The 26,330-nt window shown below is 71.7% G+C and carries 27 protein-coding genes; 13 read left to right on the top strand and 14 right to left on the bottom strand.

Annotation, left to right across the window (positions count from 1 at the left end):
* Positions 1-96 (top strand): adenosylhomocysteinase (locus AC5L36_RS44755; RefSeq protein ID WP_441222463.1); only part of this gene is annotated, 96 nt, incomplete at its 5' end.
* 90 nt (positions 97-186) lie between these two features.
* Here AC5L36_RS44755 and AC5L36_RS44750 read toward each other — a convergent pair.
* Complete coding sequence (locus AC5L36_RS44750; RefSeq protein WP_441222266.1) at positions 187-342, bottom strand: hypothetical protein; 156 nt, start codon at positions 340-342, stop codon at positions 187-189.
* 100 nt (positions 343-442) lie between these two features.
* Entirely contained in the window at positions 443-751 is a 309-nt protein-coding gene (locus tag AC5L36_RS44745) for a hypothetical protein (RefSeq protein ID WP_441222267.1), read from the bottom strand.
* A gap of 157 nt (positions 752-908) precedes the next feature.
* Between AC5L36_RS44745 and AC5L36_RS44740 the strand changes: the two genes are divergently transcribed.
* Entirely contained in the window at positions 909-1,760 is an 852-nt protein-coding gene (locus AC5L36_RS44740; protein ID WP_441222268.1) for a helix-turn-helix domain-containing protein, read from the top strand.
* A gap of 35 nt (positions 1,761-1,795) precedes the next feature.
* Entirely contained in the window at positions 1,796-2,014 is a 219-nt protein-coding gene (locus AC5L36_RS44735) for a DUF397 domain-containing protein (RefSeq protein ID WP_441222269.1), read from the top strand.
* Positions 2,015-2,139: 125 nt separating this feature from the next.
* On the opposite strand, the gene AC5L36_RS44730 is transcribed toward AC5L36_RS44735, so the two are convergent.
* The gene (locus tag AC5L36_RS44730) at positions 2,140-3,156 is read right to left on the bottom strand and encodes an RDD family protein (protein WP_441222270.1); all 1,017 of its coding nucleotides are present in this window, start codon (positions 3,154-3,156) and stop codon (positions 2,140-2,142) included.
* A 25-nt stretch (positions 3,157-3,181) separates the two neighbouring features.
* On the opposite strand from AC5L36_RS44730, the gene AC5L36_RS44725 reads away from it, so the two are divergent.
* Entirely contained in the window at positions 3,182-4,141 is a 960-nt protein-coding gene (locus AC5L36_RS44725; protein WP_441222271.1) for a stage II sporulation protein M, read from the top strand.
* A gap of 444 nt (positions 4,142-4,585) precedes the next feature.
* On the opposite strand, the gene AC5L36_RS44720 is transcribed toward AC5L36_RS44725, so the two are convergent.
* Genes AC5L36_RS44720 through AC5L36_RS44700 form a run of 5 tightly spaced genes read right to left on the bottom strand, consistent with a single transcriptional unit; the run spans position 4,586 to position 9,525 of the window.
* Positions 4,586-5,866: a DUF58 domain-containing protein gene (locus tag AC5L36_RS44720; protein WP_441222272.1), complete on the bottom strand. Its 1,281-nt coding sequence runs from the start codon at positions 5,864-5,866 to the stop codon at positions 4,586-4,588.
* Positions 5,866-6,834: an AAA family ATPase gene (locus AC5L36_RS44715; protein WP_441222273.1), complete on the bottom strand. Its 969-nt coding sequence runs from the start codon at positions 6,832-6,834 to the stop codon at positions 5,866-5,868. The genes AC5L36_RS44720 and AC5L36_RS44715 overlap by 1 nt, the downstream gene beginning before the upstream one ends.
* Entirely contained in the window at positions 6,831-8,123 is a 1,293-nt protein-coding gene (locus tag AC5L36_RS44710; RefSeq protein WP_441222274.1) for a DUF4350 domain-containing protein, read from the bottom strand. Before AC5L36_RS44710 ends, AC5L36_RS44715 begins: the two co-directional genes overlap by 4 nt.
* On the bottom strand, positions 8,120-8,695 hold the full coding sequence (locus AC5L36_RS44705; protein ID WP_441222275.1) for a DUF4129 domain-containing protein: 576 nt from the start codon (positions 8,693-8,695) through the stop codon (positions 8,120-8,122). The genes AC5L36_RS44710 and AC5L36_RS44705 overlap by 4 nt, the downstream gene beginning before the upstream one ends.
* On the bottom strand, positions 8,692-9,525 hold the full coding sequence (locus AC5L36_RS44700; protein WP_441222276.1) for a hypothetical protein: 834 nt from the start codon (positions 9,523-9,525) through the stop codon (positions 8,692-8,694). The genes AC5L36_RS44705 and AC5L36_RS44700 overlap by 4 nt, the downstream gene beginning before the upstream one ends.
* 129 nt (positions 9,526-9,654) lie before the next feature.
* On the opposite strand from AC5L36_RS44700, the gene mtrA reads away from it, so the two are divergent.
* From mtrA to hpf, 5 genes are all read left to right on the top strand, one after another.
* Positions 9,655-10,344, top strand: a complete 690-nt coding sequence (gene mtrA / locus AC5L36_RS44695) for an MtrAB system response regulator MtrA (RefSeq protein WP_173039797.1) — start codon at positions 9,655-9,657, stop codon at positions 10,342-10,344.
* A gap of 12 nt (positions 10,345-10,356) precedes the next feature.
* Entirely contained in the window at positions 10,357-12,030 is a 1,674-nt protein-coding gene (gene mtrB, locus AC5L36_RS44690; RefSeq protein ID WP_441222277.1) for an MtrAB system histidine kinase MtrB, read from the top strand.
* Positions 12,027-13,877 carry an LpqB family beta-propeller domain-containing protein gene (locus AC5L36_RS44685; RefSeq protein ID WP_441222278.1) on the top strand — a complete coding sequence of 617 codons (1,851 nt, stop codon included), beginning with the start codon at positions 12,027-12,029 and terminating at the stop codon, positions 13,875-13,877. Before mtrB ends, AC5L36_RS44685 begins: the two co-directional genes overlap by 4 nt.
* 4 nt (positions 13,878-13,881) lie before the next feature.
* The gene (locus AC5L36_RS44680; protein ID WP_441222279.1) at positions 13,882-14,586 is read left to right on the top strand and encodes a ComF family protein; all 705 of its coding nucleotides are present in this window, start codon (positions 13,882-13,884) and stop codon (positions 14,584-14,586) included.
* Positions 14,587-14,834: 248 nt separating this feature from the next.
* Positions 14,835-15,467: a ribosome hibernation-promoting factor, HPF/YfiA family gene (hpf, locus tag AC5L36_RS44675; RefSeq protein ID WP_441222280.1), complete on the top strand. Its 633-nt coding sequence runs from the start codon at positions 14,835-14,837 to the stop codon at positions 15,465-15,467.
* Here hpf and AC5L36_RS44670 read toward each other — a convergent pair.
* Positions 15,440-16,543, bottom strand: coding sequence for a GNAT family N-acetyltransferase (locus tag AC5L36_RS44670; protein WP_441222464.1), 1,104 nt, complete (start codon positions 16,541-16,543; stop codon positions 15,440-15,442). The genes hpf and AC5L36_RS44670 overlap by 28 nt on opposite strands.
* Entirely contained in the window at positions 16,543-17,664 is a 1,122-nt protein-coding gene (locus AC5L36_RS44665) for a GNAT family N-acetyltransferase (RefSeq protein ID WP_441222281.1), read from the bottom strand. The genes AC5L36_RS44670 and AC5L36_RS44665 overlap by 1 nt, the downstream gene beginning before the upstream one ends.
* 161 nt (positions 17,665-17,825) lie before the next feature.
* Between AC5L36_RS44665 and secA the strand changes: the two genes are divergently transcribed.
* Positions 17,826-20,699, top strand: a complete 2,874-nt coding sequence (gene secA / locus AC5L36_RS44660; RefSeq protein ID WP_441222282.1) for a preprotein translocase subunit SecA — start codon at positions 17,826-17,828, stop codon at positions 20,697-20,699.
* Between the two features lie 278 nt (positions 20,700-20,977).
* Here the strand turns inward: secA and AC5L36_RS44655 are convergent, their stop codons facing one another.
* The 3 genes from AC5L36_RS44655 to AC5L36_RS44645 form a co-directional block, all read right to left on the bottom strand.
* Positions 20,978-21,583 carry an Rv3235 family protein gene (locus AC5L36_RS44655; protein WP_441222283.1) on the bottom strand — a complete coding sequence of 202 codons (606 nt, stop codon included), beginning with the start codon at positions 21,581-21,583 and terminating at the stop codon, positions 20,978-20,980.
* Positions 21,584-21,700: 117 nt separating this feature from the next.
* Positions 21,701-21,916, bottom strand: a complete 216-nt coding sequence (locus AC5L36_RS44650; protein WP_441222284.1) for a helix-turn-helix transcriptional regulator — start codon at positions 21,914-21,916, stop codon at positions 21,701-21,703.
* Positions 21,913-22,392: an Lrp/AsnC family transcriptional regulator gene (locus tag AC5L36_RS44645; protein ID WP_441222285.1), complete on the bottom strand. Its 480-nt coding sequence runs from the start codon at positions 22,390-22,392 to the stop codon at positions 21,913-21,915. The genes AC5L36_RS44650 and AC5L36_RS44645 overlap by 4 nt, the downstream gene beginning before the upstream one ends.
* Before the next feature lie 94 nt (positions 22,393-22,486).
* On the opposite strand from AC5L36_RS44645, the gene AC5L36_RS44640 reads away from it, so the two are divergent.
* Together AC5L36_RS44640 and AC5L36_RS44635 are read left to right on the top strand one after the other, a co-directional pair.
* Positions 22,487-22,903 carry a rhodanese-like domain-containing protein gene (locus tag AC5L36_RS44640; RefSeq protein WP_441222286.1) on the top strand — a complete coding sequence of 139 codons (417 nt, stop codon included), beginning with the start codon at positions 22,487-22,489 and terminating at the stop codon, positions 22,901-22,903.
* A 59-nt stretch (positions 22,904-22,962) separates the two neighbouring features.
* Positions 22,963-23,463: a DUF6912 family protein gene (locus AC5L36_RS44635; protein WP_441222287.1), complete on the top strand. Its 501-nt coding sequence runs from the start codon at positions 22,963-22,965 to the stop codon at positions 23,461-23,463.
* Here the strand turns inward: AC5L36_RS44635 and AC5L36_RS44630 are convergent.
* Positions 23,455-24,384: a hypothetical protein gene (locus AC5L36_RS44630; RefSeq protein WP_441222288.1), complete on the bottom strand. Its 930-nt coding sequence runs from the start codon at positions 24,382-24,384 to the stop codon at positions 23,455-23,457. The genes AC5L36_RS44635 and AC5L36_RS44630 overlap by 9 nt on opposite strands.
* Positions 24,385-24,526: 142 nt before the next feature.
* Here AC5L36_RS44630 and pruA point away from each other — a divergent pair, with 142 nt between their 5' ends.
* Entirely contained in the window at positions 24,527-26,155 is a 1,629-nt protein-coding gene (gene pruA, locus AC5L36_RS44625) for an L-glutamate gamma-semialdehyde dehydrogenase (protein ID WP_441222289.1), read from the top strand.
* Positions 26,156-26,330 lie beyond the last annotated feature (175 nt).

Here is a 26,330-nt window from a genome sequence, read left to right as displayed (position 1 = left end):
CTGGGTGCCCGGCTGACCGAGCTCTCCAAGGAGCAGGCCTCGTACCTGGGCGTGCCGATCGAGGGCCCCTACAAGCCGGACCACTACCGCTACTGAGCTACGGCATCTGAGATCGGGTCGGCTTTTCAGCCGGCCCGATTTCGGTTTTTGGGCGATCAGCCGGCCCGGCTTCGGGTGTGGGGCGGGTCAGCCGGCCCGGTTTCGGTTTTTGGGGCGGACCCAGGTCCAGACGCAGTAGACCAGCCAGGTGACCGCGACCGCGGTGGCCAGGAAGCTGAGGTGCATCGCGTCGAGGAGGAGGACGACAGCCAGCACGGCGAGCCAGGGGAGCAGCACCTTCACCCCGGCAACGCTACTGGCTGGGGGTGTCCGCGGGACAGACAAGGAGCGGCGGGCCGGTGTTTGCCGCCACCGGGCCCGCCGTCCAGTCCCTGCGTCTCGATCAGAGCATGTGTTGGGCCTGTGGACCCACTACCTGTACAAGTTCTGACTCGAGCACTCGGAGCCACCGCCGCTGGACGCTACGCAGCGTCGTGACGATCGGGCGGCTGGGTGTCTCGTCGACCGGGATCAGCACCGCGTGGTCGCCAGGGAGAACCATCAGCCAGGCGACCACACGCCCGCCCGCGCCATCCTCGCCACGCTGGTAGAGCGCGAAAAGGGTCGGCTTTTCATCGACGAACACCAAGCCGAGTCGCAGCTGCCAGGGCAGCTCAGGAAGCTCGGGGACCAACGTCTGCTCGTCCAACACGGCTGCCTCCCACGGTCTCGACCCGACTTGGTGGCTGCTCGTCGACTTCGTTGTCGCGGTACATCCCCAGAGTGCATGGCGCGCGTCACAGATGCAAGTGCATCTGATGCCATCTTGTTGCAACCTCGCAGCTCAACTTGCGTGTACGGTATGCACGATGGCAGTGAAGCCAAGCCCGACCACACTGCGACGGCAATTGGGCGCCGAGTTGCGCCGCTTACGCGCCGACCGCACGGTGGCGGACGTGGCCGCTGAGCTCGGCTGGTCAGAATCCAAGCTGAGCCGCATCGAGACCGCCCATACGGGCGTCCGGCCCAAAGACCTGGACCGGCTGCTCGAGGCGTACGCCGTCGCCGAGGACGCCCGAGTACGAATCCGGGCGCTCGCGGGGCAGTCCCGGCAGCGCGCGTGGTGGGAGGCTTACGGTGACGTGCTCCCCAACGCCTACGAGACGTACATCGGCTTCGAAGCCGAAGCGGTCGCCATCTACAACTACGAGGCACAGATAGTGCCCGGGTTGTTGCAGACCGCGGAGTACGCGAGCGCCGTCATCCAGGCGGATGGCATCTACGAAGAGGACGAGGTGCACGGCCAGCGGGTGGCTGTGCGGATGGCACGTCAGGCTGTGCTGACGCGCGATCCGCCACCCAAGCTTTCCGTGATCCTCGACGAGGCGGTCCTGCGCCGTCAGATCGGCGGGCCGGACGTCATGCGCCGCCAGCTCGGCAGCCTGGCGGAGGCCAACGAGCGCAAGATGGTCACGGTCCAGGTCCTCCCCTTCTCGACCGGTGCCCACCGTGCCTTGGCGGGATCGTTCATCATCCTCGAATTCGGCCGGGACGGAGAGCATCCGCTCGTCTACAGCGAAGGCATGACCGGCGGCGTCTTCCGCAGCCGCGCGGACGAGCTCCGGAGCTACTGGATGAGCTTCGAGTCGCTTCGCGCCACCGCGCTCAGCCCGAGGAAGTCGGTCGACTTCATCCACTCGGTCGCGCAGGGCGAAGCCTGATCAACCAACATTCCGAGAGAGGAAGTACCGGGGAGATGTTCCCTGCGTCCAACGACGAAGGGCTGCTCTGGTTCAAGAGCAGCCGCAGCGCGGGCAATGGTGCCTGCGTCGAGGTGGCTTTGGCGGGGTCCGACGCGATCGCGATGCGCGACTCCAAGGATCCGCGTGGCCCCGTCCTACGCTTCTCTGCCGCTTCCTGGCAGCGCTTCGTGGCTGATGTTCGAGTGGGGGAGTTCGACCAGCCGCGGTCCTGAGGTAGACAGACACATTCAGGGCGGTCCCTTTCGGGTCCGCCCTGATGCATTCCCGCGGCCTGTAAAGGGTCTTCAGCGGCCTCTTCGCCTCTGGCCTCTGAGGCCGAGCGCTCTTCGCCCCATGATCAGTCGGGTGTGGCGCGGCGCAGCGTGCTGGCCACCGGCGGGCGGCGCATGCCGGTCCAGTCGGGCTGCTCGGCGGTGGGGCCCAGCCACGGCGGCCTCGGCCAGGCGTGGCTCGGCCAGTCTTGCGGCGCGCCGGGCGGCACCGGCACCGGCGGGCGGGTCATCGACGTCGCCGGGCGCGACGGCATCGCGAGGCCCGGCCAGAGCGCCGCGGTGGCCGCGCGGGCACGGGCGAGGCGGTGGGCGGCCCGGCGGTGGCGCTCGGCGAGCACGGCCGCCAGGTAGGCCCAGCCCGGCACGCCCGGCGGAGGCGGCGGCGTGGTCTTGGCCAGGATCTCTCCGGCGAGCGACTGCCCCAGCCGGCTCCGCTCCGGCTCGGAGAGGCCATGCCCGCGGGCGAGGAAGTGGCGCACGGCCAGCGCGAGGTCGTCGTCGAGCCCGGTCAGGTCGAGGGTGGCCGCCCAGGCCGCCAGCGGCGGCGGCATGCCGGGCACCCAACCCCACGAGGCCGGCGTGCGCTCGTGGATCACCATCGTGCCCGCGGCGAGGTCGCCCAGGCGCTTGCCGCGCGGGTTGGCGAGCATCGTGGCGAGGCTGGCGACCCAGGTGACCAGCGGCAACACCAGGCCGGGCCACTCCACCGCGACGCCGACCAGGCTGCGGGTCAGCGCGTGGCGGAAGCGCACCGGCCCGCCGTCGTCGCGGACCACCCGGAGGCCGACCGCGAACTTTCCGACGGTGCGGCCGCCGGTGAGCGTCTCGCAAAGTGTCGGGTAACCCACGAGCACCAGTACGGCACCCACGGTGAAGAGGGCGCCCTCCAGGGCGGCGTCGACCGGCGCGCTGGACAGCACCACCGCCACGATGATCAGCAGGGCGACCGCGAGCACGAGCTGGACGGCGATGTCGACAAGCAGCGCGAGGACCCGGGAACCGACCCGGGCCACGCGTACCTCCAGCTCGACCGCCTCACCGCTGACGAGTACGCCGGCGGGGGCGTGGACTTGCGCGGTCACCCGACAAGTGAACACCATGTCGGGCGTGGACCTCGACGCGTACGTCGCCGAGCACGACGCCGAGTGGCGGAGGCTCGAGCAGCTTTCCCGCGGCCGGCGGCTGACCGCGGCCGAGGTCGACGAGCTTGTGGCGCTCTACCAGCGGGCCGCCACGCACCTGTCGGTCGTACGCAGCCGCTCGCCCGACCCGGCGCTCGTCGCGCGGCTGTCCCGGCTCGTCCTGGCCGCCCGCGCCACGATCACCGGCGGCAGCCGACTCTCCTGGCGGGAGGTCGGCCGCTTCTTCACCGAGGGCTTCCCGCTCGCCGTCTACCGGGCGTGGCCGTGGTGGTCCGGGGTCGCGGTGGCGTTCACGGTGCTGACCGGCTTTCTCATGTGGTGGGTGGCCGGACATCCGGAGAGCGCGGCCGCGTTCATCGGCGAGGAGGCCGCCGAAGACCTCGTCGCGTCGGAGTTCGCCGGCTACTACACCGAGTTCCTCCCGTCCACGTTCGCGTTTCACCTGTGGACCCACAACGCCTGGCTGGCGGCTCAGTGCCTCGCCTCGGGCGTGCTGATCGTGCCGGTCCTCTGGCTGCTGTGGAACAACGCGCTCAACCTCGGCGTGGTCGGTGGCGTGATGATCTCGTACGGCCGCGGTGACCTCTTCTTCAGCCTGATCACGCCGCACGGCCTGCTGGAGCTGACCGGCATCTACGTGGCGGCCGGCGTCGGCCTCCGGATCGGCTGGTCCTGGATCGCGCCCGGCCCCCACCGCACCCGCGGCCGCGCGGTGGTCGAAGCGGCCCGAGACGGCATGCTCGTCGCCGTCGGTCTCGTCGGTCTCTTCGCGGTGTCGGCGGTGATCGAAGCGTTCGTGACACCGTCGCCGCTGCCCACGGTCTTCCGCATCGGCATCGGCGCGGCGGTCTGGCTGGCGTTCCTCGGCTACGTAGTCATCCTGGGCAGCGCCGCGGCGGCCAAGGCCCGTGCGCAGTCTCAGTGACCGACCACCCAGACCCAGATTCGAGCTACCGCGACGTCCGTCGTGGTCCAGACCGCTGCTCCCGCGGCCGCACCCGTCCGCCGCTGGTCGCGCTCACCCCTGCGCGCAAGCGGCGGGAGGAGAATGAGGGCAGGCGGATTGAGCTCGCGCCAGGCGGTGGCCGACGTTTGTCCACAATGCCCGTTGCCGGATCGGCAATCTGGGAAAGCAACCGGGGTTTCGTCGCCGTGAGCGGCGCGATGGCGGAGGTAGGCCCCCGAAGACCGCCAACGGGGCTTGTCCCGCGGACCTGGCAGCGGACGGCCGGGGATCTCGGCTCGGTCTGCGAGCCGCCGGCCGGGAGCGGTGCCCGCGGGAGCATACGGTCTGCCGCTGACGCGGACACGGGCAAATATGCCTCGAAGAAACGCCACCACGGACCGCGACGCTGACTCCAAAGGCTTTTTACAGCTTTCCGGCCTGCTTGAGGGCTAGGTAGGTGTCGGCGACCCGGGAGGCGAACGCGTCGACCGGGGCGTCGAGCACCTCGACACCGTGCCGGCTGAGCGCCGAGCGCACCCGGTCGCGCTCGCCGAGCGTGCGCAGCGCGGCGGCCGCCAGGTAGGGGTCTCCCTGGGCCTCGGCCAGCAGCGGGTCGTGTACCGCCGCCACGAGCACCTTGTGTCGGGTGGCCAGCCGGGGCAGCACCGGCAGGAGGCCGTCGCCGAGTGCGCCCGGCTCCAGGGCGGTGAAGAGCACCACCAGCGCGCGCTTGCGCTCCCGCCGCAGCACCTCGCCGACCACCAGCTCGAAATCGGTCTCTACAAGGGACGGTTGGAGCGGCGCGAGGGCGTTGACGAGCCGGGGCAGCAGCACGTGCCGGCCGCCGGAGGCGGACGCCCGTACGGCCGTGTCGACCGCGAGCAGGTCGACCTGGTCGCCGGCGCGGAGGGCGAGCGCGGCGAGCAGCAGGGCGGCGTCGATGGCCGCGTCGAGCCGCGGCTCGGCACCGGCGAGCACAGCCGAGGTGCGGCCCGTGTCGAGTACGCACACCACCCGCCGGTCGCGCTCGGGCCGCCAGGTGCGCACGAGCACATCCGAGCGGCGCGCGCTGGCCCGCCAGTCGATCGAGCGCACGTCGTCGCCGATCACGTACTCGCGCAGTACGTCGAACTCGGTGCCCTGGCCCCGCCCGCGGGTGACCGTGGCGCCTTCGAGCGTGCGCAGGCGGGCGGTCTTCTCCGGCAGGAAGCGCCGCGAGTCGAAGCGGGGCAGCACCCGGAGCGTCCACTGTGGCGTCTCGGGGCGGCCGGCGCGCTGGCGGAAGGCGAGCCGCATCGGCCCGTACGAGCGGAGGGTCAGCCGGACCGCCGGCCGGTCGCCACGACGGGTCGGGGTCAGCGAGGTCTCGACCGTCACCGCGCTGCCCGGCTCCACCACGACCCGGTGCACCGAAGGACTTGCGCCGGCCGAGGGCACCCACGAGTCACGGATGTCGGCGTGCAGCACCCGCGGCGAACGGTTGGCCACGCGCAGCGACACCGTCGCAGTCTCGCCGGAGCGCACGGTGCGCGCGCCGTCGCGGGTGAGCTCGATCTCCCGCAGCGGGGCGGCGAGCGCGAGGTCCATCGTGGACAGCACCAGCACCGCGCCGGCGAGCACCGCCAGCCCCAGCCACGGCGACGGCCACAGCGGCAGCGTGGCCGAGGTGAGGGCCAGCAGGAGGGCGGCGCGGCCGGTGACCATCAGCGCGGCGTCGGCACGGTCGCGAGCACCGAGTCGAGTACCGAGTCGGCGGTCACGCCTTCCAGTTCGGCCTCGGGGCGCAGCCGCACGCGGTGCCGGAGCGTCGCGCGGGCGACCGCCTTGATGTCGTCCGGGGTGACGTAGTCGCGCCCGGCCAGCCAGGCCCAGGCCTTCGCGGTGATCAGCAGCGCGGTGCCGCCGCGCGGCGAGGCGCCGAGCTCCAGCGAAGGTGAGGTGCGGGTGGCCCGGCAGAGGTCCACGATGTACGCGAGCACCTGCTCGGCCACCCCCACCCGCTGCATGCTCGCCCGGCCGGCGGCCAGGTCGGTGGCGGTGGCGACCCGCTGCACGCCGGCCGCCTTGAGGTCACGTGGGTCGAAGCCGGCGTGGTGCGCGCGCAGCACCCCGATCTCCTCCTCCCGCGCCGGCAGCGGCACGGTCAGCTTGAGGAGGAACCGGTCGAGCTGGGCCTCCGGCAAGGGGTACGTGCCCTCGTACTCGATCGGGTTCTGGGTGGCCGCCACGATGAACGGCTCGGGCAGCGGCCGGGGGATGCCCTCGACGGAGACCTGGCGCTCCTCCATCACCTCCAGCAGCGCGGACTGGGTCTTCGGCGGGGTGCGGTTGATCTCGTCCGCGAGCAGGAGGTTGGTGAAGACCGGCCCGGTGCGAAACTCGAAGACCGCGCTGCGCGGGTCGTAGACCGGTGAGCCGGTGACGTCGCCCGGCATGAGGTCGGGCGTGAACTGGAGCCGCTTGGCATCCAGGTCCAGCGCCGCGGCGATCGTGCGCACGAGGAGCGTCTTGGCGACACCGGGCACGCCCTCCAGCAGCACGTGGCCCCGGCACAGCAGGGCGATCACCAGGCCGGTGACGATGGCGTCCTGGCCGACCACGGCCTTGGCCACCTCGGTGCGCAGCCGGTGCAGGGCGGCGCGGGCATCGTCGGATCCCGCGGGAAGGGTCACCGTGCTCTCCTTACGGCTTCGACCAGTGCGTCCAGGTCGGCCTGGAGGCGCCGCAGGTCATCGTCGCTCTCGGGGGTGGGGCCGTCGAGCAGGCCCTCGATCAGCTCCGGGTCTCGCCCGGTCGCCGCGGCGGCGGCGTCCACAAGCGACACTTCGGGCGTGGGGTTGAGCAGCTGCGCGAGCCGGTCTCGGGCCGCCGCCCGCAGCATGTCAGCGGTGGGCCCGCGGGCCTTGGCCCGGCGGTAGAGCCGGCCCCGGCCGTGTACGGTCTCCGCCGCCCGCACCGTCACCGGCAGCGGCTCGGTCACCGGCGGGCCGAGCCGGCGCGCCCGCCACAGCGCGAGCAGCACCACGGCCAGCGCCAGCTGGATCAGCAGTGCCCAGAACCATGGCGGAAACGCGTCCCACAAGGGGTTTTCGTCGTCCACATCGGAGGCTGACGGGTCTCCCGACGACTCCTCGCCGTCCGGACCGCCGGAGCCGTCGCCCTCCCCGGAGGTGCCGTCACCGGAGCCGTCGCCTTCCCCTTCGCCCTCGCCGTAGCCGCTCTCACTCGGGTCAGGGCCGAGCGAGGGCGGTGCGCCGCTGGACGAGCCGGGCTCGTCGGCGACGCCGGGCGGCGGCTCCAGCTTGTGCACGTCGAGCCAGACCACCCGGGAACGGGCGGCGAGCAGGCCGGTGGCGAGCGCCTCGTTGCCGTGCTCGCCGATCCGGTCGTTGCGGAACGGGTCGCTCGCGCCGATCACCACGAGGTCGGCCCGCTGCCAGGGCAGCCGTACGACGCCGGCGCCGTAGCAGCGGATGCCCTCGCCCTGGTACCGCTGGCGCAGCGCCGCCGCCCGGCCGGCCGTGCGCGCCTCCTCGACCGGGCAGTCGGGCAGCACCGCCTGGGCCGCCCAGCGCCGCCCGCCCGGGCTGAGCGGGATCCCGGCGCTGTCGAGCGCCTGGCGGGCCGGGTCGACGAGCACGATGCGCGTGGTGGGCGGCATCAGCCGCAGCATCGCGAGGTAGTCGGGGTGCACCACCCGCGGCACCGGCACGAAGAGGGTCGCGTCGCCGTCGTACGCCGCGACGAGCGCGTCCGACGTGCGGGTCATCCGCTGTACCTGTACGCCCCGCGCCGCCAGCGCCCGCGCGAGCCGCTGCCCACCGATGCCGTCCGCGCTCGCCGGGCTGAGGAACGCGGGGTCGCTCGGGTCCGGCTCGTTCACCGCGTACGCCACACCGGTCACCGCGAAGACGAGCCCCACCACGCCCAACGGGATCGCGAACCGGTGCCATCGCCTCATGAGAGCGCCCGGTGTAGCTGGTCGGACAGCTCGCGCATCCGCTGGTCGTGCTGCGCGCCGGCGGGGCGCTCGCCGTACCAGACCTCGGAGAAGACGCCGCCCGCGGCCCGCAGCGGCGCGTCGACGACCGGCCGGGCTCGACCGGCCGCGCCGGCCAGCTCGGATACCGTCCACCCTGGACGGTGCTCGACCACCTGCCGGTCGACGAGCTCGCGCACCATGGCGCGGAGCCGCTCGCGGACCGCCTCGGCATACCGGCCCTGGGCGGCGAGCCGGTCGGCCAGCGAGACGAACGCGGCCGCCGGGAGGTCGGGCAGCTCGTCGCCGCTCGTGTCTAGCACCGGCCGCACCGGCTCCTGGACGTCCCGCTTGCGGCGGCGGAACGGCCAGTGGAAGCGGGGCCGGCGGAGGCGGGGCATCCGCAGGCGCGGAAACCGGCGCGGCACCCAGCGCGGCCACCAGTACCAGCCGGCACCGGCGAGGGCCGCCGCCAGCAACAGGGCCAGCGCGGCCAGCGGCAGCGGGACCACGTCACCGAACGCCGCGACCCCCTCGGTCCACCAGCGGCTCACCGCGCCACTCCCAGCAGGGCCGGGGTGACCTGGCCGCGGCGTCCGGCCCGGGAGAGCAGGATGTCGAGGCCCTCGGTGCGCATCCGGGTCTCCAGGTGCAGCACCGCGTCGAGGCAGGCCAGCGTCGGGTAGGCCACGGTGTTGACCAGCAGCCAGGCCAGCGCGCTCATCGGTGCGGTCCACTCCGCGCCGCCGAGGCTGAGCGCGTCGAGGGCGGCGTAGGCGCCCAGACCCAGGGCCACCCGGATGGCCAGCCAGGCCACGTAGCCGAGGACGCGGATGCTGGCGGCGCGCAGGCCCGCCCGGCACGCCAGCCTCGCGGAGCGCCACAGCGCCCGACCGGGTCCGAGCCGGTCGAGTACGACGACGGGAGCGGCGAGCCCGAGCAGCCCGTACACGAGGAACCAGGCCGGACCGGCGATGGCGGCGACGAACATCGTGGCACCGACCACGACGGCGACCACCGCCACCGCCCCGAAGCGGCCACCGGCGGGTCGCAGGAGCTGGCGGGCCGGCGGCCGCTGCCCGAGCAGGTCGGCGCCGGCGGCCCGGGCGGTCAGCCCACCCAGCAACGCGATGATCGTGACCTCGGTGGCCGCGCCGGCGGCGAGCAGCACCCAGAAGATCTCCAGGTGGCGCAGCTCGGGGAAGTCGGGCAGGTAGGCCGGGGGCTGTGCGTCGGCGGCCAGGCGCAGCGGGGCGAGCAGCGCCTGCTCGACCGCCGCCAGCACCGCCGCCACGGGCAGTAACGCCCGCCCGTTCGCGCGCAGCAGCGACACCGCGGCGTCGAGCAGCTCGCCGACGGTGAGCGGGCGCAGCGGCAGCAGCACTGCGCCATCCTGGCACGGGTCCGCTAACCGGTCGAACCCGTGCGGTCTCCGCTGCTAGATCGCCCGATTTGTCATAACCCCTGGTGAGGGCGGTCCCATGGATCGGACGCGAGGTGGAATATTGAACGCATGAGGGCACGGGTACTGGTTGTCGACGACGATCCTGCGCTGGCCGAGATGCTCGGCATCGTCCTGCGCAGCGAGGGCTTTTTGCCGTCTTTCGTCGCCGACGGTGAGCGGGCGCTGGCCGCCTTCCGGGAAAACCGGCCAGACATCGTGCTGCTCGACCTCATGCTGCCCGGGATGAGCGGCATCGACGTGTGCCGGTCGATCCGCGGCGAGTCCGGCATCCCGATCGTGATGCTCACGGCCAAGAGCGACACCGTCGACGTGGTGCTCGGCCTGGAGTCGGGCGCCGACGACTACGTGGTCAAGCCGTTCAAGCCCAAGGAGCTCGTGGCCCGGATGCGGGCCCGGCTCCGCCGGGGCGAGGATGCCGCCCCCGAGCTGCTGACCATCGGGCCGCCGGGCAACCAGATCACGATCGACGTGCCGGCCCACACGGTCAGCCGCGACGGCGACGAGGTCAAGCTGACGCCGCTGGAGTTCGACCTGCTGGTGGCCCTGGCCCGCAAGCCGCGCCAGGTGTTCACCCGCGAGGTGCTGCTGGAGCAGGTCTGGGGCTACCGCCACGCGGCCGACACCCGCCTCGTCAACGTGCACGTGCAGCGCCTGCGCGCCAAGATCGAGCCTGACCCGGAGCGTCCGGAGATCATCCTGACCGTGCGAGGCGTGGGCTACAAGGCGGGCACCGGATAGCCTGGTTTCGCCGTGGCTAGTGATGTACGTTCCGTAGCCGCGCTGGGTGCGCGGGCGCTGGCGGCTGCCCACGACCTGTGGCGCCGCGCGGCCCGCCGGGGTGCGGTGGTGGCCGCGCCCCTGCACAACACCTGGCGGCGCTCGCTGCACTTCCGGGTCGTGGCGATCACGCTGGTCGCCTCCAGCCTGCTGGTCGGCGCGTTCGCCTACCTGGTGGCCACGCAGAGCACCAAGATCCTGCTCGACCGCACGCAGAGCGCCGCGCGGACGCAGCTGGAGGCCGACGCCGAGTACGCGGGTGAGCAGCTGAGCATCTTCAACAACGCGTACGACCCGAAGGTGCAGACCACCCTCTTCCAGATCGCCACCAACCTCTCCCGGGGCGACCCGGAGCAGGGCGGCGCGATCGTCGCGTTGACCGCTCGCGAGCAGCCCAACCTCAAGCCGGTGCAGGTCACCCCGGTCATCAGTGCCGAGCTCCAGCGCGGGGTGGCGGTCGACGGCCGGGTCAAGTACCAGATCCGCACCCACGACTTCGGCGCCGGCCCGACCAAATATCTCGTCTCCGGCACGCCGGTGCCGACCGGCTTCGGGCAGGTCGAGCTCTACTACATGGTCCCGCTGTCGACCGAAAACCAGACGGCCGTGCAGATCCGCACGATGGTGCTGCTGACCGGCGTGGCGCTGGTGATCCTGCTCGGCGTGCTCTCCGCGCTGGTGACCCGGCTGGTGGTGCGGCCCGTCCGGGTGGCCGCGCGCACCGCCCAGCGCCTCTCCGCCGGCCTGCTCGACCAGCGCATGGCCGTGCACGGGGAAGACGACCTTGCCCTGCTCGCCGCGTCGTTCAACCAGATGGCGACCAACCTCCAGCGCCAGATCGTGCGTCTGGAGGAGATGTCCCGGCTTCAGCGGCGCTTCACCTCGGACGTTTCGCACGAGCTGCGCACGCCGCTGACCACCGTGCGGATGGCAGCCGACCTGATCTTCACGGAACGCGACGAGTTCGACCCGGCGGTCGCCCGCGCGGCCGAGCTTCTCCAGGCCGAGCTCGACCGGTTCGAGAGCCTGCTCACCGACCTGCTGGAGATCAGCCGTTTCGACGCCGGGTTCGCGATGCTCGACGCCGAGCCCACCGACCTCGTGCCGGTGGTGCGCCGCGTGGTCGACCGGCTGGAGAGCCTGAGCGAGCGCTGCGGCGTGCGGGTCGAGCTGACCATGCCGGAGACGCCGGTGATCGCCGAGGTGGATCCGCGCCGGGTGGAGCGGATCCTGCGCAACCTCGTCGGCAACGCGGTGGAGCACGGCGAGGGGCGCCCGGTCTCGATCGCGCTCGGCGTCGACGAGTCCGCCGTGGCGGTGACCGTGCGAGACCACGGCATCGGGCTGCGCCCCAGCGAGGAAAAGCTGGTGTTCAACCGGTTCTGGCGGGCCGACCCGTCACGGGCGCGGCAGACCGGTGGCACCGGGCTCGGCCTCTCGATCAGCCTGGAAGACGCACGGCTGCACGGCGGGTGGCTGGAGGCCTGGGGCGCCCCGGGCCAGGGCGCTCAGTTCCGCCTCACCCTCCCGGTGCGGGCCGGCGACCGGCTGACCTCGTCACCGCTGCGGCTCGTTCCGCCGGACGCCGTGCCCGGACACGCGGTGGATGCCCGGCCCACCAATTCCACGCTGGAGGTGACCGCGTGAGGCGCCGCACGGTCCTGGCCGCCGCGGCCGTGGCGGCGGTGGCGATCGGCGTGGCCGGGTGCGGGATACCGGACGAGACACAGGTGCGGGACATCGGCGCCGGTCCGGCTCCCGGGTTCGCCACCGGCGGCACCCCGGGCCAGGGCCCGCCCAGCCGAGACAACGCGACCACCAAGGAGGGCTTCGTCACCGACTTCCTGGCGGCGGTGGCCGGTGACCCGAAGAAGACGAAGCCGACCGATCGGATCCGGCGCTACGTGACCGAGAGCGCCCAGGATCAGGTCAAGGAGCGCGAAGACGCCGTCATCAACGTGGTGCGCCGGCAAGGGGAGCCCGTGTTCGCCAAGCAGAAAGACGGCACCTGGCGGGTCACGCTCAAGGTGGACCAGATCGGCGTGCTCAGCGAAGTGGGCTCGGTCGATCCGGCGGTGCTTCCCGCCGGGCAGCACACGTACACCTTCTACATCGGCGGCACGGAGGGCAAGACCGACTGGTTCGTCACGAAGCCCCCGCAGGACCTGCTGTTGAGCACCGAGGCGCTGCGCGACTACTACCTCCAGCGGACGATCTACTTCTGGAACAAGGACCGGACCGCACTGGTGCCCGACAACCGGTACATGCCCAGCGAGCTGGAGGAGGGCCAGCAGCCCACCGAGATCGTGCGGTGGCTGACCACCGGTCCGTCGGCTTGGATCAAGCAGTCGGTCAGCCCACTCAACCTGGGCAGCCAGGGCAACCAGAACGTGCCGTACCCGAGCGAGCGGCTCGAGGTCGGGCTCAACGCCGAGGCGGCCGAGCAGCCGATGCCCGCCATGAAGGACGTCGACGTGCTCGACCAGCTGGGCAAGCAGCTGATGTGGTCGCTGCGGCCATATCTCAGCGCGGGTCTGGAGCTGCGGGTCGAGGGGCAGGGGCCGCGCACGTTCGAGCCGGACGCCGCGTTCTTCGCGGTCAACCCGGCGCACCGGCGGTCCAATGCGCCCGGCCAGGAAGCCGTTCCGCAGCGGTTCGCGCTGTACCAGGGCAAGATCTACCGGCTCAAGGGTTCGGCGGGCGGCGGCACGGACCCGTTGCCGCAGCTGCTTCTCGAGCAGGGCGTCAACGAAGGGCTCGACTCCGCCACGCTGGCCCAGGAGACCGGCGACGACGGCGTGCAGACGGCAGCGGCACTCGTGTCGCGGCAGGGCCAGCAGTTTCGGCTGCGTGTGGGCGACGGCACCAACCCGTTCACCAAGAGCGGGCCGTACGCGGAGATGAGCCGGCCGGTCCTGCTCAAGATGCCGATGGACGCGGGGCTCGTCGTGATCAACAAGCGCCTCTACCGGTTCACCCTGGACGGCGGTGTGCTGGAGCAGGTGCCCGTGGCCAAGCTCGACGGGACGATCACCGATGTCGCCGCCGCACCGGACGGCAGGCGGATCGCGCTTGTCGCCGGGGGAAAGGTGTACGTCGCGGGCCTCGCGCGCGGCAGGCAGATCGAGCTCGCCAGCGAGGCAAGGGTGGTGCCGACCCGGGTCCGTGACGCGACCGCGGTCGACTGGGGCGAGGAGACGTGGCTCGTCGTCGCCGGCACGGTCGACCTCAAGCCGGCGGTGTGGCACGTGACGGCCGACGGCGCGATCGAAAACCAGCACACCGAGGACGCCGGGGGCAGGATCAACCACCTGGTGGCGTACCCCGTCGATCCGGTCGTCGGCGGCCCGGCCCAGGCCCTGATGTTCGACCGCGGGGGCGCCGCGTTCGACCAGGCAGGTGGCGACAAGCAGGTCGAGGCGGGCGAGGTGGTGGGTGCGCCGGGCGAGTTCGACCCGGCTGACGTGACGGCCCCGTTCTTCCTGATGGACTGACCCGATGGGCGGCTGGGCGGGTCTCGTCGACCTCGTACTGCCGGCTGGCTGTGCGGGCTGTGGCGCGGAGCGGATCCCGCTGCGGTACGGCGTCTGCGCACCGTGCGCCGAGGCGCTGGAAAGCCTTCCGCCCGCTCGGACCGCACCGACGCCCGTGCCGCCGGGGCTGCCGCCGTGCACCGCGCTCGGCGTCTACGACGGGGTGCTGCGGGACGTGCTGCTCGAGTACAAGGAGCGCGGCCGGCACGGCTTGGCGGTGCCGTTGGGCGCGCTGCTCGCGGACGTCGTGGCCGCCGCGGTCGGCGGCACCGGCGAAGGTGTACTCCTCGTGCCGGTGCCGGACACCGCGAAGGCCGCGCGGGACCGGCACGGTGACCACATGGTGCGACTTGCCCGGCGGGCCGCGGCGCGGCTGCGGCGGGCGGGCTGGCCGGCGGCGGTGGCCCGGCCACTGCGTGCGCTGCCTCGGCCCGACTCGGTGGAGCTCGGTGCGGCGGAGCGGGCCGCGGCGGCGGAGTCGGCCTTCCGGATCCGGGCCGGACGGGTGCCCGCGCTGCGCCGGGCGGCCGCCCGGCGGGCGGTCGTGGTGGTCGACGACATCGTCACCACGGGCGTCACCCTGGCCGCGGTCAGCCGGGAATTGCAATCCGTCGATGTGCATGTCGACGCGGTCTCGGTGCTCGCAGCCACTCAGTTGCGTTACGGGTAGTAGGGCCCTTTTCACCCCATCGTGCTAGGTGGGCGAATCTTCCCGAAACGGTCTTGGGCGGAGGGGTGACTAGTGAGCGCATAGGAGTTAGCGTCGTCTTCACCGGGGTAGGACCATCGGTTCAACCACCGGAAGGGCAGACGCAACCGTTCTGCCCCTCGCAGCCGGAGAGGAGGCGCAAATCCTTCACCGTCATCCGGCATCCGGCCGGTGACGTCACCACAGAACCATCGTGGGGGAGGTCACGCGTGGACATCGTCGTCAAGGGGCGCAACGTCGAAGTGCCCGATCACTACCGCGTACATGTAGGCGACAAGCTCGCCAAGATCGAGCGCTATGACCAGAAGCTCATCCGTGTCGACGTCGAACTATTCCACGAGCGAAACCGGCGACAGTCGGACTACTGCCAGCGCGTAGAGATCACCGTCTACTCTCGGGGGCCGGTCATCCGGGCTGAGGCGTGCGCCAAGGACTTCTACGGCGCACTCGACTCCGCGATCGCCAAGCTCGACACCAGGCTGCGCCGTGCCGCCGACCGGCGGCGGGTGCACCGCGGCCGCCACACGCCCGTCTCCGTCGCCGCGGCGACGGCGGGCCTGCCCACCTCGTGGCTCAACGAATCCACGGCTGCCGCGCCCAGCGGATCAAAGGCCGCCACGGCCGTCGCGGCTCCGGTGGAGGAGCACGACGACGACCAGCCCTGGCACATCGTCCGGGAGAAGGAGCACCCGGGCGAGCCGATGACCATCGATGACGCGCTCTTCCAGATGGAGCTCGTCGGGCACGACTTCTATCTCTTCCTCGACAAGGAAAACGGCCGGCCGAGCGTCGTCTACCGGCGCAAGGGCTACGACTACGGGATCATCGCCCTGTCAGTCTGAGCCCGCTCCACGTCGCCGGCGAGTAGGCCGTACACAACGTCGTCGACGCGGGTGCCGGAGATGCCGGGCAGCCGTCCGCGGAGGTATCCCTCCCGGCGGAATCCGGCTTTCTCCAGCACCCGCTGAGACGCGGCGTTGCCCGGCAGGGTGCCCGCGGTGAGGCGCCCGATGCCGGCTTCGCCGAGCGCCCAGCGAGCGAGCAGGCGCACCGCGCGGGTCGGCATGCCGCGACCCCGCCACGCCGGCAGCATGGCGTATCCGATACCGGCCGTCGCCGTACGCGGGTCCTCGTAGTAGATGCCGATCGTGCCGGCGGGCGTGCCCGTCGCCGCGTCGGCGATGACGAGGTCGGCCCGCTCTCCGGCCAGCCACCACCCCTCGGCGCGGGCGCAGCGCAGCTCGACCTCTTCGCGGTCGGGCACGATCGGCGGCACGCTGGTGCCGGCCACGTCCGGCAGTGACAGCAGGGCGTGCAGGAAGTCGGCGTCGCCCGGGCCGACCGGCCGCACGGCCACGACACCGTCGCTGAGCGCGCCGCCGGGCAGGTCGGGCAGCAGGCGCCGGGTCGGGCCCGGCGGATCGCCGGCGAGGCGGGCCCAGACCACGAGGTCGTACCGGCCGTGCATGCCCTGCCCGGCGCCGCGGCGCACTCCCTCGCGCTGGAATCCCACGGCGAGCGCGACCCGCTGGCTCGGCGCGTTGGCCGGGTCGGTGAGCAGCTCCAGGCGGCTGAACCCGCGGTCGAACGCCCAGGCCGACAGCGCCCGCGCGGCGGCCGTGGCCACGCCCCGGCGGCGGGCCCACCGCGCCACCCAGTAGCCGATCTCGCCCTGGCCGCGCTCCGGCACGATCCGGTTGATGCCCGCGCCGCCGATCAGCCGGTCGGTGGCCGGGTCGGCGATGGCGTACGCCGCGCCGCCGGCCGCCCACGCCGAGGGCACGCTGTGCGTGATCCAGTGCACCGCGTCCTCTCGCGTGTAGGCCTTGGCGTGCGGCTCCGAGTACCCGGCCGCGAGATCATCGACGTCCGCCTCACGAAACGGGCGGAGCCGTACCCCATTCGCGTGAATGACCATCACGGGACGAGCCCTCCCACCCAGGCGTCCTTGCGCTCGCCGCGGTGGGCGAGGCCGGCGCGTTGCGTGCCCTCGATGGTGAACCCGGCCTTCTCCGCCACCCGCCGGGAAGCCACGTTGCCGACGTGCGCCCGCCACACGATGCGGGCCAGGCCGAGCGAGCGGAAACCCCACTCGCAGATCGCGGACAGGGCCGCCGTGGTGTATCCGCGGCCGCGCACCCCGGGCGCCGCCAGGAAGCCGATCTCGGCGACGAGCGGGTCGTGCGCCGAGACGATCAGGTCGATCGCGCCGACCCAGGAGCCGTCCGGATCGGCGATCGCGTAGATCGCGCCCTCGCCGCGCCCCCACCTGGTGGGCGTGATGCGCAACGCGAAGTCTTCGGCGTGGGTGCGGTCGTACGGGTCGGGCACGGTGGTCCAGCGCACGCTCTCCGGATCGCGGCAGGCCTCGACCATCGCGTCGAAGTCGCGCGCCTCGGGCGGGCGCAGCCGCAGGCCGCCCTTCACGGTGAGCACCGGCTGCTCCCCGTCGAACAGCCGCGCCCGGCGCACCACCAGCTCGTCGAGCACCGGATCCATCGGGGCGCCGGGGAGCAGCGACCCCACCCAGGCGTCCACGCCGCCGTCGGCCAGCCGCAGATAACCCTCTATCCGGAACCCGGCGCGGAGCGCGACGAGCCGGGAGGCGTGGTTGCCGACCGCGGCCTGCCACACGACCCGCCGCATGCCGAGACCGTCGAAGGCCCACCGGGAGACCGCCCGCGTGGCGCGGGTGGCCACACCCCGGCCCCGGGCCCAGGGCGCGGTCCAGTAGCCGACCTCCGCGGAGGAGAGCACGCGGTCGATGGTGACCAGGCCGCAGGAGGCGAGCAGGTCGCCGCTGTCCGGGTCGACGACCGCGAAGTGCGCGCCGGTGCCCCGCTCCCACGCCGCGGCCGAAAGCTCGGTGACGTAGTAGCGGGCGTGCTCGGGCAGGTAGGGCGACGGCACCTGGGTCCAGCGCTGGATCGCCGGATCCTGGCAGGCCCGGTGGACCGCGTCGGCATCCGTCGCCCGCCACGGCCGAAGAAACAGTCCTTGATCGTGGATCTCCGGTTGGATGTTCGCTCGCGCCCCCACGCGGTCATGTTGCCGTACTGTTCGCGGCGGGCATAACCGTATCGGCCACGTCTCTGAGGCAAAATGTCCGCTTTGGCGCTATCGCCGGAGACGTGGCTGACAGTTGCGCCGAAGGTGCGCCTACGATGGTTCGGCAGACTGCCCCAGGGGAGCGTTGACCCGTGACGATTTTGGAAAAGGTCCTTCGTGCCGGCGAAGGGCGCATGCTACGGCGGCTCAAGGCAGTCGCCACCGCTGTCAATTCACTCGAGGACGAGTACACCGACCTCACCGACGCGGAGCTGCGGGAGCTGACCGATCAGTACCGCCAGCGGATCGCCGACGGCGAGACCCTCGATGACCTGCTCCCCGAGGCGTTCGCTACCGCTCGCGAGGCGGCGTCCCGCGTGCTCGGCCAGCGACACTACGACGTCCAGGTGATGGGCGGTGCCGCGCTGCACTTCGGCAACATCGCCGAGATGAAGACCGGGGAGGGCAAGACGCTGACCTGCGTCCTGCCCGCGTACCTCAACGCGCTCTCCGGTAAGGGCGTGCACGTGGTCACGGTCAACGACTACCTGGCGCAGCGCGATGCCGAGTGGATGGGCCGGGTGCACCGGTTCCTCGGCCTGAGCGTCGGCGTGATCCTGCCCAACCGCCCCTCGGCCGAGCACCGCGCGGCGTACGAGTGCGACATCACGTACGGCACCAACAACGAGTTCGGCTTCGACTACCTGCGCGACAACATGGCCTGGTCGAAGGAAGAGCTCGTGCAGCGCGGGCACAACTTCGCGATCGTCGACGAGGTCGACTCGATCCTGATCGACGAGGCGCGCACCCCGCTGATCATCTCCGGCCCGGCCGAGCAGTCCGCCCGGTGGTACACGGAGTTCTCGTCCGTCGTGGCCCGGCTCCAGCCCGGCAAGGACGGGGAGGGCGACTACGAGGTCGACTACGCCAAGCGCACGGTCGCGATCACCGAGCGGGGCGTCGCCAAGGTCGAAGACCGGCTGGGCATCGACAACCTCTACGAGTCGGTCAACACCCCGCTCGTCGGCTACCTCAACAACGCCATCAAGGCGAAGGAGCTGTACAAGCGCGACAAGGACTACATCGTCAACGACGGCGAGGTGCTGATCGTCGACGAGTTCACCGGCCGCATCCTGCACGGTCGCCGTTACAACGAGGGCATGCACCAGGCCATCGAGGCCAAGGAGCACGTCGAGATCAAGCAGGAAAACCAGACGCTCGCGACGGTGACGCTGCAAAACTACTTCCGGCTGTACGACAAGCTTTCCGGCATGACGGGCACCGCCCAGACCGAGGCCGGCGAGTTCAACAAGGTCTACAACGTCGGCGTGGTGTCCATCCCGACCCACCGTCCGATGATCCGCATGGACAAGCCCGACGTCATCTACAAGACCGAGAAGGCCAAGTTCAACGCGGTCATCGAAGACATCGCCGAGCGGCACGCGATCGGCCAGCCGGTCCTGGTCGGCACGGTGTCGGTGGAAAACTCCGAGATCCTCTCCCAGCTCCTGCGCCGCAGGGGCATCCCGCACGCGGTGCTCAACGCGAAGTTCCACGCCAAGGAAGCCGAGATCATCGCGCAGGCAGGGCGTAAGGGCGGCGTGACCGTGGCCACCAACATGGCCGGCCGCGGCACCGACATCCTGCTCGGCGGCAACCCTGAGCACTTGGCGGCAAACGAGCTGCACCAGCGCGGCCTCGACCCGGTCGAGCACGAAGACGACTACCAGAAGGCACTGGAGGAGATCCTCCCGCGCTGGAAGCAGGCGTGTGAGGAGGAGGCCGAGGAGGTCGCCGCCGCCGGTGGGCTGTACGTGCTGGGCACCGAGCGCCACGACTCCCGCCGCATCGACAACCAGCTGCGCGGCCGCTCCGGCCGGCAGGGCGACCCCGGCGAGTCCCGCTTCTACCTCTCACTTCAGGACGAGCTGATGCGCCGCTTCCGGGCCGGCGCGGTCGAGGCCGTCATGGAGCGCTTCAACATCCCCGAAGACGTGCCGATCGAGTCCAAGATGGTCACTCGGCAGATCAAGAGCGCGCAGGGCCAGATCGAGGGCCAAAACGCCGAGATCCGCAAAAACGTCCTCAAGTACGACGAGGTGCTCAACAAGCAGCGCCAGGTGGTCTACGCCGAGCGCAAGCGGGTGCTCGACGGCGAAGACCTGAGCGAGCAGGTCAACCACATGATCGACGACGTCATCGAGGCGTACGTCATGGGCGCCACCTCCGAGGGCTACGCCGAAGACTGGGATCTCGAGCAGCTCTGGACCAGCCTCAAGCAGCTCTACCCGGTCGGCGTCACCATCGAAGACCTCGAAGAGGAGGCCGGCGGCGAGCGCAACAACCTCGACGCCGACTTCCTGACGGCCCGCCTCAAGGAGGACGCGCACGCCGCGTACGAGCGGCGCGAGGAAGAGCTGGGCTCCGAGGCGGTCCGCCAGCTGGAGCGCATGGTGCTGCTCCAGGTGATCGACCGCAAGTGGCGCGAGCACCTCTACGAGATGGACTACCTCCAGGAGGGCGTGGGCCTGCGGGCGTACGCGCAGCGCGACCCGCTGGTCGAGTACCAGCGCGAGGGTTACGCGATGTTCGCCACGATGATGGACGGCATCAAGGAGGAGACGGTCGGCTTCCTCTACAACCTGGAGGTCCAGGTCGAGGAGGCGGCGCCCGCCGCACCGGCCGCCCCGACCGGCCCGGCCCCGCTGCCGATGCCCGACGACGCCACGGTCGAGATCCGCGCCAAGGGCCTGGGCCGCCAGCGCCCGCAGCAGCCACTCCAGTACTCCGCCCCGACCATCGACGGCGCGGCCGGTGACGGCGCCGTCTTCGTCGAGCAGGAGCAGGACTCCGCGCCCGCACTCGGCCTGGGCGGCCCGACGCCTCCCCGCGCCAGCGGCCGCCGCCCGTCGCCGTCGCCGAGCCAGGCCTCGAGCGGCACCGGCCCATCCCGCAACGCGCCCTGCCCGTGTGGCTCCGGCAAGAAGTACAAGCGCTGCCACGGCGCACCCACCGCCGGCGCCTGACAGCTAGGCAACGATCGAGGGCCCCCGTCGTGGGGGCCCTCGTTTTAGGCACATTTGCCCCGGTCCGCGCCAGCTGCGGACCGTATGCTCCCGCGGGCACCGCTCCGGTCGCGGCTTCGGCGTCGCTGGCGCTCGCCGAAACCTCGACGCTCCGCTGCCAGGTCCGCGCGACACGACGGGCGTCGCGGTAGCTGGAGCCCCGGGGCGCCCACCGCCTACGTTCGCAGATGAGCGCCCTGGGGGTCGGCACGCCGGGACTGAGTAGGGCTCGGGGCTTGTCAGACAAGGCGGACGGCGGCGCACTGCCAACGGCCGCGCTTGCGCTCCAGGCGGAAGGCCACCGCCCAGGTGCGGTCGAGCAGCCCGAGCGCGGCGGCGCCCTCCGCGACGCCGGCTCTGGGCTCGCAGACACGGAGGTGGCGCAGCACCACGAACTTGGCCTCGCGCGGGAGGAGGCGGGCCGGGTCCTGGAGGCGGCGGAGGCCGTCGGCGCGCTCTATGCAGGCGGCCAGCTGCTCGATGATGGCCGCCGCGTTGTAGCCGGTGAGCCCGCGGATGTGGCCGACCGGGCGGTAGCCGTTGAGGATTTCGAGGCAGACGTCGAGGAAGCGGCGGGCGGCGCGCTTGGTCTCCGGCGAGGCGTCGGCCAGGGCGGAGGCGGGTGGGGGCGTCGTGTCGCCGGCGCTGGCCTCGGCGGCGGGGAGCGAGGGGACGCCGGAGCGGACCCGCGGCACCGGGATCGGCGCGTGCCGGCGGTGGCGGGTGGCGCCGTCGAGCTGGAGGGGGAGCTGGTCCCAGAGCTGAGGGGTGGCCTCGTCGTCGAAGGGCGGGTCGAGGGCGGGCGCGGGCCGGAGCCGGATGGCAGGGCGAACCTTAGTGATCATGCAACACCCCGATCAGGGTCAGCGATCTTGCGTTTGCCTTCGTTTGCCTCCGATACCATCAGTTTCCGGCAACAACCAGCCACCCGTCAACGACCTGTGGATAACCCGGATTGGGGCTCACTCCACCAGCGGGTTGCTCTGCACCCACTCGGCGGTCTCGGTGTACTTGCGCTGGATGTACTCCTCCAGCTTGGCCCTCTCCACCCGCCACTGGCCCCGCCCGCCAATCTTGATCGCGGGGAGCTCGCCACTGCGCACCATGTGGTAGACCTGCGAATCCGAGACGTTGAGCTCGGCCGCCACCTCGGAGAGCAGCAGGAAACGGGGGGTCACTGCTTTAGTTTGCCATCGACGGCTTGCGAATCGACCGTGCGGCTCGCGAGTGGGCTGGAGTACACCACGCTGGTCGTGACCGCGCCCAGCCCGCTGATCCGGCCGGCGACCTCCTCCAGGTGGCGCATCGAGCGGGCCACGACCTTGAGCACGAAGCAGTCTTCGCCGGTGACGTGGTGCGCCTCGATGATCTCGGGCGTGGAGTCGAGCAGGGCGTGAAACGGCCGGTAGTTGCCGTTCGGATAGCGGAGCCGCACGAACGCCATGATCGAAAGGCCGACCCGCTCCGGCGAGACGGTGGCGCGGTAGCCCGTGATCACGCCGGACTCCTCCAGGCGCCGCACCCGCTCGGCCACCGCGCTCGGCGACATCGCGACCGCGCGGGCGAGGTCGGCGAAGCTCATCCGCCCGTCGTCTTGTAGCGCGTCGATGATCCGCCAGTCGGTAGCGTCGAGCACCGGTGATTCCACGGCCATTCGACGAGACTACCGGCGAGGCAACGGCGTGAGAAGCCCGCTGCCGTGCGACGGGGGTGTAGGGATCAAGATCAAGGCCGTACCGTCAACAGGCATGGACACCCAGCAAGCCGTCGCCTGGTTCGAAGCCCGGCTGGCCTTCCAGACCGACGTCTCCGACGTACAGGCGGCCCTGGCCGGCGGCGACCCCGGCTTCACGCTCGTCGACACGCGTGACCTCGCCGCGTGGCGGCAGGGGCACATCCCCGGCGCCGTCCACCTGCCCCGCGCCATGATCCCGGTGCGCGGTGACCGCCTCCTCGACCGCGCGCGTCCCGTCGTGACGTACTGCTGGGGGCCGGGCTGCGACGGTGCCACCAAGGCGGCGCTGGAGCTCGCCCGCCGCGGCTACGCGGTCAAGGAGATGATCGGCGGCATCGAGTACTGGATCCGCGAGGGCTTCCCGGTGGAGACCGCCGAGGGCCTGGTAACGCGGCCGGCCGACCCGTTGACCGCCCCGGTTCATCGTTGATCAACCGGAGGGTGTAGGACATCAAACGACAGGGGGGTCGAGCCCGGGGGAGTCCGCGCGTGCCAGATCAGCTCATCCGGGTGTACCTCCCGGCGACGCTTTCCATGCTCTCCGCGCTGCGGGAGCGGGGTGAGATCCTCGGGTCGGAGGCGCACGCCGTGACGCCCGCGCTCCGCGAGTGGTACGCGGAAGGTGACGAGGAAGAGCTCGAGTACGTCGCCTTCACCCGAGCCGCCCAGGGTGCGCTCCGCCTGCTCCGCCACGACCCCGCGGCGCCCCGCCGGCGCGTGGTGGTCTCGGCCGACCTGCCGTCCGGCGCGGTCACCCGGGAAGATCGCGAGCTTGGCTCCAGCGAGGTGCGGCTGGCCGGCCCCGTGCCGCTCGCCTCGGTCGCCGCCATCCACATCGACGGCGAAGGCGCGGTCGACGACATCGCCGCGGCGGCCGGCGTGGTCGAAGAGGCGCTGGCCGGCGACCCCGACGCCCAGTTCACGGTGGATAGCGCCGAAGACCACCAGCTGGAGTGGTACGACGTGAGCGAGCTCGAAACCCTAGCGTGACCGAGGCAGTGTGCGACCGAAGGCGATGATCGCCACGATCGCGCCCACGAAGAGCACCACCAGCGCGTTGTTGACCCGCGAGCTGTCCATCATCTGCTGTGCCGTGGCGTCGGCCTCGCTCACCGAACCGGCGAGGGCCAGCACGTCCGCGCCGAGCGTGCGGATGATGAACTCGGCGGCCACCAGCAGCAGGCCCGGACCCGCGCCGGCGATCGCGTAGGCCGGCCACTTCGGCGGCACCGCGTCGTCGCCGGCCCGCCTCGCCGCCCGGCGCAGGTAGAAGAAGGCCACCAGCCCCGCCGCCAGGCCGGTGCAGACCGCGATCGTGAGCGCGGACCAGCCGGACGCGCTGAGCCGGGAGGAGGGGTCGTCTTTGCTGCCGTAAAGCGACATGAGGTTGGGCTGGAAGTTGTCGAGCACCTGCTCGACCGCGAAGACCACCAGCCCGGCGGCGACGATCGCGCCGACGACCGCACGGGCCCGGACCGCGGCGAGCGCCCCGCCGGCCGTGACCGCGGCGGCGACCGTGCCGGCGAGCACCGTGCTGGCCTCGCCGCCGCCGTAGCTGACGACCACCACCATGGCCGCGACGACACCCACGAGCAGGCCGGCGCCGACCGACGCGGCGAAGCGCAGCGGCGCGCGCAGACGGCGGAGCAGGTGACCCACGGCGAGGCTGGCGGCCGCGCCGGCGACGAGGCCGGCGGAGATCACGGTGGGCAGCGACATCGCCGCCGACGTGATCGCGAGCGTGCCCTCCCCAGAGGTGATCTCGGCGTGCGACGACCACATCATCGCGGCGAGCCAGGCCAACGCGATGACCGCGAGGACACTCGACCCGAACGCCGGTGGACCTTCCGGCGCGGGAGCTTCGGCCCGCGCGGGCGGCGCGGCCTCGGTGACGCTGGACTTGTCGCTCATCGTCTCCCCTTCACCCGGGCAGCCAGGCAGCTTATCAGCGTACGCGGCACGCCAGGACCGCTCGCGGCGGCCGTTGACGACCCCCGCGAGCGGCGCGACATGTAAGGATGGAACAACGCAGAGATCCTGACAGGAGCCCATCATGGACGCCGCCTTCGACGTACCCGAACCGCACAACGAACCGGTACGTGGCTACGCCTCCGGCACCCCGGAGCGCGAGAGCCTCCAGCGCCGCATCGCCGAGCTCTCCGGCGAACGGGCGGAGCTGACGATGACCATCGACGGTGAGCAGCGCATGGCTGGCGGGGCGGCGATCGACGTGGTGCAGCCGCACCGGCACCGGCATGTGCTGGGAGTCACCCACAACGCAACCAACGCGGATGCCGCGGCGGCGGTGACGGCCGCGAAGAAAGCGGCGCCGATGTGGCGCGCCCTGTCCTACGCCGATCGGGCCGCCATCTTCCTGCGCGCGGCTGACCTTCTCGCCGGTCCGTGGCGCGACACGCTCAACGGCGCTACCATCCTCGGCCAGTCGAAGTCCGTGCAGCAGGCGGAGATCGACGCCGCGTGCGAGCTCGTCGACTTCCTCCGCTTCAACGTCCACTTCGGACAAAAGCTCCTCGGTGAGCAGCCGCTCTCCGCGCCGGGCATGTGGAACAGGTTCGACCACCGGCCGCTCGAAGGCTTCGTGTACGCGGTCACCCCGTTCAACTTCACCGCGATCGCCGGCAACCTGCCCGCCGCGCCCGCGCTGATGGGCAACACCGTGGTGTGGAAGCCCTCGCCGACCCAGCAGTTCGCCGCGCACTTCACGATGCGGCTCTTCGAGGCGGCCGGCCTGCCGCCCGGTGTCATCAACATGGTGACCGGCGACGGCATCGCCGTGTCCGAAGTGGCGCTCACCGACCCAGACCTGGCCGGCATCCACTTCACGGGCTCCACCAAGACCTTCCAGACGCTGTGGCAGACCGTGGGGCAAAACCTCGCCGGCTACCGGACGTACCCGCGGCTCGTCGGCGAGACCGGCGGCAAAGACTTCGTGATCGCGCACTCCAGCGCCGAGCCGGACGCGCTCGTAACCGCGCTGGTGCGTGGCGCGTTCGAGTACCAGGGCCAGAAGTGTTCGGCGGCCTCGCGGGCGTACGTGCCCCGGTCGCTGTGGGAGGGCGGCGTCCGCGACAAGCTCGCCGCCACCGCCGACTCCCTGTCGTACGGCGACGTCACCGACTTCGCCAACTTCGGCGGCGCGGTCATCGACGCGCGGGCGTTCGCCAAGCACGCCGCCGCGCTCGACCTGGTGAAAAACTCCGCCGCGTGCACGGTTGTCGCCGGCGGCACGGCCGACGACAGCGAGGGCTGGTTCGTCCGGCCGACGGTGGTCGAGTGCTCCGATCCCGAGCACGAGGTCTTCACGACCGAGTACTTCGGACCGATCCTCGGCGTGCACGTCTACGACGACGCCCGCTTCGAAGACGTGGTCAAGCAGGCCGAAGGAGTCGCGCCGTACGCGTTGACCGGCGCGGTCTTCGCCACCGACCGGCGGGCGATCGACTGGGCCTCGAAGGCGTTGCGGTACGCGGCCGGCAACTTCTACATCAACGACAAGCCCACCGGCGCCGTCGTCGGGCAGCAGCCTTTCGGCGGCGCGCGGGCCAGCGGCACCAACGACAAGGCCGGCTCCTGGCACAACCTGATCCGCTGGACCTCACCGCGAACCATCAAAGAAACGTTCGTCCCCCCAACCGACCACGCGTATCCACACATGCGATAGCTACGAGAGATTTCCCGGGTCCGCGTCAGCTGCGGATCGCTGCTCCCGCCGGAGACCGCGCGGGTCGGCGGCGAGCTGGCGCTCGCCGAAACCCCCGACCCGCGCTGCCAGGTCCGCGCCGCAAGCCCACCGGGCCGGACCCTTGTCGGACGGGGGTGCCCGCGGGTCGCACCGG

The sequence above is a fragment of the Phytohabitans sp. LZ39 genome (assembly GCF_059359075.1).
The sequence above is the reverse complement of the archived record's forward strand: the minus strand, read 5'-3'. Positions and strand labels throughout refer to the sequence as shown.